Genomic DNA, 4,494 nt, shown 5'->3' with positions numbered 1-4,494 from the left:
CACCCACACCGTCCAGCGCATCGTCGCTGGTCTTCGATGCATTGACGCGCGGCGCGGCCTGATGGTCGTACCAGCCGTCGGAATCGTCATAGGCAATGACGACCGCCGTGTCGCTCCATTCGTCGTGCTGCTGCAGGAAGTTGATCACGTGGACGACGAACTGCTGCTCGTCCAACGGATCGGAATAACCTGCATGGCCATCCTGGTAACCCGGCGCCTTGAGGAAGCTCACCGCTGGCATGTTGCCGTTGTCGACCGCAGCGTAGAAATCGTCCATGTCGTACTGGTGGTTGGCCTGGTCGGTACTGCCGATCTTGCCTACCGAGCTGGGACGCGCATGCGTCGGGTTGGCGGTCGATGTGTAGTACTGGAACGGCTGGTGATGCGGAATGTAATCGGCCTTCGTCGTGTTGGTCACGTCCGAGTGGCTCTGACGCTTGCAGCCGGTGCTGCCGTCAGCGTTGGTCTTGGTCAGGTCGAAACCGCCCTCGAAGAACCCCCACGTGATGTTTTTCTCGTTGAGCAGATCGCCGACATTCTTGCCGGTCAAGTGCACCTGTTCGCCGCTGGGCGAGGAGCACACATCGTCGATGGGGTCCGCATCGCTGATGAGGGTCAGGCTGCCATTGCCATCGTCGGTCACCGCACCGGTACCGTTGACGGTCTGGTCGACGCCATTGGTCTGGCCCGAAATGAGATTGATCGCTCCAGGTGTCGACGGACCGAATGTGGTGTTGTAGCTGTTATCGCTCATGGCGAAATTCTGCGCGTAATTCCAGAACGCAGTGACGGTGTTGCCGTCGTAATAGCCCATGACCTGACCGATGCCGTTTTCCTGCGTCGTGCCGCCCGGCAGGGTTTCGCCGGTGCCGGTGTTCTTCGGGAACAGATCCATCTTGCCGCCATCGAACGCCAACTGCTCGGCGGCATAGTCGTGATCCTGGTCGGCGGTGGCGGCCTGACTGCGCGACAGGCGGAAGGGGTTGATCGCACCGTCGCCGTTGTCGCTGTTCGACTTGTTGGGGTTCTTGGTCAGCAGCTTGGCCGTGAGGCCATTGACGTGAGGCGTGAAAGGCTTGGCATAGAAGCTCGGCTCACCCTTGCCGTTGGCAGCAACAGGATAGGTACCGAAGTAATGGTCGAAGGACACGTTCTCTTGGAAGATCACTACCAGGTGCTTGATGGGGGTAGCGGTCTTCGGCGCCTGAGGCCCACGGATCCGCGACGCGGTGTCGGCGGAAGATTGGGCCATAGATACGGCTGATGCAGTGAGGACGCAGGCGGCTAGGCAAGCGGCAAGACGATTGCGCATGGCTGTTAAGTCTCCGGATGGTTGACGTAACGCGCGCCCCCTACGCACGGAACCTCGACTAGCGTAGGCACTCCAGATGACACGCCCATAACAGCGTTACGACACCGGTTCGGACGTCCATACGCGTAGACGGGCCGCCAGGGTCGCTCCCTACCCCTGACTTTCGACACTGATTGAACGCCTCGGGGTAGCCTAGGGTTATGAAGTAACATCCGAGCCTTGGGCTAGGACCGCGCCATGGGGGGCGGAGGGGATATCGAAGGCCATCCTGGGGCTAGGTCGCGTGCGGCCTGGCTTCCCTGACCTTTGACACATGCCCACCCATGACCATTGACCTAGCTTGCTTAGGTTGCGACCGCGAACAGGAGCCCTGGCGCGGACCGGCCGACACGATCGCCCGCGGGGGCGTTTTTTATTCTTGAGGGATATCTATGACCAAGCCGTTTCTGAAACCGCTCTCTTTGGCCATCTGCGCCACGCTGGCGCTGGCCGCCTGCGGCAAGCAGGAGTCCAGCGAACAGGCGCCTGCCAAGGCTTCCACCGCCGCCGCCCCCGCCGCTGCGGGCACCACAGCCGCCGCGCCCACGACCAAGAGCGTGTTCGACGTCAGCGAGCTCGACACCGGCATCAACGCGTGTACCGATCTGAACGGCTTCGTGAACTCCAAGTGGCTCGCCGCCAACCCGATTCCGGAAGATCGCACCAGTTGGGGCGCTTTCGACCAGTTGGCCGAGACCAGCTTGAATACCCAGCACGACATCGTCGATGCGGCCGATAAGGGTGCCGACCAGGCCAAGGCCGGTTCGATCGAGCAGAAGATCGGCTGGCTGTATCGCTCGGGCATGAACGAGGACGCCATCAATAAAGCCGGCTTCGATCCGCTCAAGCCGGAACTGGAAAAGATCGCTGCGCTGAAGAACGGCACCGACGTGGCCAACTTCATCAGCAAGGAATACGCCGACGGCAACGGCTATGTATTCGGCTTCGGCTCGGGCCCGGATTTCAAGAACGCCAAGATCCAGATCGGCTATGCCAACGAAGACGGCCTGGGCCTGCCGAGCAAGGATTACTACAGCGATGCGAAGTACGCCGATATTCGCACCGCTTACGTCGCCTATATGGCCAAGCTGCTCGAGCTGACCGGCACCGCCGAAGCCGATGCCAAGAAACAAGCCGACGATGTGCTGAAGTTCGAGACCAAGCTCGCCGCTGCATCGCTGTCGCCGGTCGAAGGCCGCGACCCGAAGAACCAGTACAACTTCGTCACGGTGCAACAGGCCGACAAGGCCACGCCGCATTTCAACTGGGATAACTTCTTCAAAGACCAGGGCGTCACGATCGACAAGGGCTTCTCGCTGTCGCAGCCGAAGTTCTTTGCCGAGTTCGACAAGCAACTGGCCTCTGCGCCGATCGGTACCTGGCAGGCTTACCTGCGCGTGCACGCGGTCAGCGATGCCGCCAATTACCTGTCAAAGGACTTCCAGGACGCCAAGTTCGCCTTCTACGGGCAGACTCTCTCGGGCCAGCCGCAGCAGAAGCCGCGCTGGAAGCGCGTGCTTGGTGCCGTCAACGGCGAGATGGGCGAAGCGCTGGGCCAGTTGTACGTTGCCAAGGTGTTCAAGCCCGAAGCCAAGCAGCGTGCCGAGGAACTGGTCACCAACGTGCGCAATGCGCTCAAGGCTCGTATCGAGAACCTCGACTGGATGAGCCCTGAAACCAAGGCCAAGGCCGTTGCCAAGTGGGACAAGTTCCTGCCCAAGATCGGCTATCCGGACAACTGGCGTGACTGGTCCGGCCTGACGATCGTACCGGACAACTTCTATGCCAATGCCCAGGCGGCAGCGAAGTTCAACTACGACTACGACATCGCCAAGATCGGCAAGCCGACCGACCGCAAGGAATGGGGCATGACCCCGCAGACGGTCAATGCGTACTACAACCCGACCGACAACACGATCAACTTCCCGGCCGCCATCCTGCAGCCGCCGTTCTTCGACGCCAATGCGGACGATGGTGTCAACTACGGTGGTATCGGCGCGGTCATCGGCCATGAAGCCAGCCATGGCTTCGACGACGAAGGTTCGCAGTTCGATGGCGACGGCAACAACGAAAACTGGTGGACGAAGGACGATCGCCAGAAGTTCGAGCAGCGCACCGACAAGCTGGTCCAGCAGTTCAACGACTACACCCCAATCAAGGACAAGCCGGATCTGCACGTCAACGGCAAGCTGACGCTCGGCGAAAACATCGGCGACCTGGGCGGCCTGAATGCCGCTTACGATGCCCTGCAGATGGCGTTGAAGAACGACCCCAAGGCAGGCGACAAGATCGACGGTTATACCCAGGATCAGCGCTTCTTCCTGAACTGGGCTCGCGTTTGGCGCAACAATATGCGCGAGAAGATGCAGATCGTGCTGCTCAACACCAACCCGCACGCACCGGCCCCGCTGCGTGCGATCGGCGCCCCGTCCAACATGGACTCCTTCGCTGCCGCATTCCAGTGCAAGCCGGGCGACGCGATGGTCCGTTCGGGCGACAAGCAGGTCAAGATCTGGTGACGGTGACCTTGGTTGCTCCTCCTCAGTACTGAGGCAGAAAAGCCCCGCAATCTTGCGGGGCTTTTTTTTGGGTTAAGGTCGCATCTGCGGCGCTGATGACGGGGCGAGGGATGAGTAGCAAGGGCGCACGTCCGAACGCCTGAGGCAAACCGGAGCGCCACTCGTCCGTCGCACGCTTTCAAACCTGCCTCCGGCGGTCAGTCTCGTTGTTGTGCCTTCGCTACTCATTCATCCCTCGTCCCTTTGCGGGAGAGTGAGGCAGCCTCACACACCCTTACACCTGCACGATGCCCCGGAAAGGAAGCCGGCCCGAACCGCTATTGCAAATCATTCTCATTAAAAATAACATTCACTGAATTACCCGAGGTCGACTGGAGATGGGAGCACTCCTGCCGGCATCGATCGATTCACGAAATCGCCGCTCAAGCCAAGGCTGCCCGCGCCGCTCCGGCGCGCCTAGCGAGCTGGCGTTTCGTTTGGGATTTGGAAGCTCAGCAGAAAACCATGGCCTACATCACCAGCCGTAAGCATTCCGTCACCCGCCGCCTGCCGCAGACCGCGCTGAGCATGGCGACTGCCGCCACCTTGATGACGGGCCTGGCCCTGGCCTACCCTGCCATGGCC

The 4,494-nt window shown here is 60.9% G+C and carries 2 protein-coding genes; one reads left to right on the top strand and one right to left on the bottom strand.

The window, feature by feature from the left end; genetic code table 11:
• Positions 1–1,252 (bottom strand): alkaline phosphatase family protein (locus VIM98_RS18520; RefSeq protein WP_331994581.1); only part of this gene is annotated, 1,252 nt, incomplete at its 3' end.
• Between the two features lie 491 nt (positions 1,253–1,743).
• Between VIM98_RS18520 and VIM98_RS18515 the strand changes: the two genes are divergently transcribed.
• Positions 1,744–3,870, top strand: coding sequence for a M13 family metallopeptidase (locus VIM98_RS18515; RefSeq protein WP_331994580.1), 2,127 nt, complete (start codon positions 1,744–1,746; stop codon positions 3,868–3,870).
• The last annotated feature ends 624 nt before the right edge of the window (positions 3,871–4,494 follow it).

The sequence above is a fragment of the Dyella sp. genome, assembly GCF_036568765.1.
Taxonomy (GTDB): Bacteria; Pseudomonadota; Gammaproteobacteria; order Xanthomonadales; family Rhodanobacteraceae; genus GSA-30.
Note: the sequence above shows the minus strand (reverse complement) of the source record. Positions and strands in the feature narration are given on the sequence as shown.

Excerpts from the sequence above, each read along its gene's own strand:
- VIM98_RS18515 (WP_331994580.1), top strand. The coding sequence starts at position 1,744 with ATGACCAAGCCGTTTCTGAAACCGCTCTCTTTGGCCATCTGCGCCACG.